1 pseudogene is annotated in these 212 nt (G+C 78.8%); it reads right to left on the reverse strand.

Annotation, left to right across the window (positions count from 1 at the left end):
* Window positions 1-212, reverse strand: a pseudogene (locus ACLQ21_RS15765) (IS30 family transposase); the annotation flags it as partial.

A 212-nucleotide genomic window follows, 5' to 3' on the forward strand; every position in this document is an offset into this window, starting at 1 on the left:
GCGCCGATGATCAGGTCGCCCTCCCAATGCCCCGGCACGGCCCGGTCGGCGGCCTCGGCCGGCCGCTCGCTGATCCGGGGCGCGTCCCGCAGGTGATGGGTCGAGGAGGGCCCGCCGGGCTTGCGCGGCTTGCGGAGCGCGCGGCCGCTGCGCAGCGCCCGGGTCAGCTCGCGGCGCAGCTCGCCGCGGCCCTGCACGTAGAGGCTCCGGTA

This window comes from Agrococcus sp. DT81.2, assembly GCF_049844935.1.
Lineage (GTDB): Bacteria > Actinomycetota > Actinomycetes > Actinomycetales > Microbacteriaceae > Agrococcus.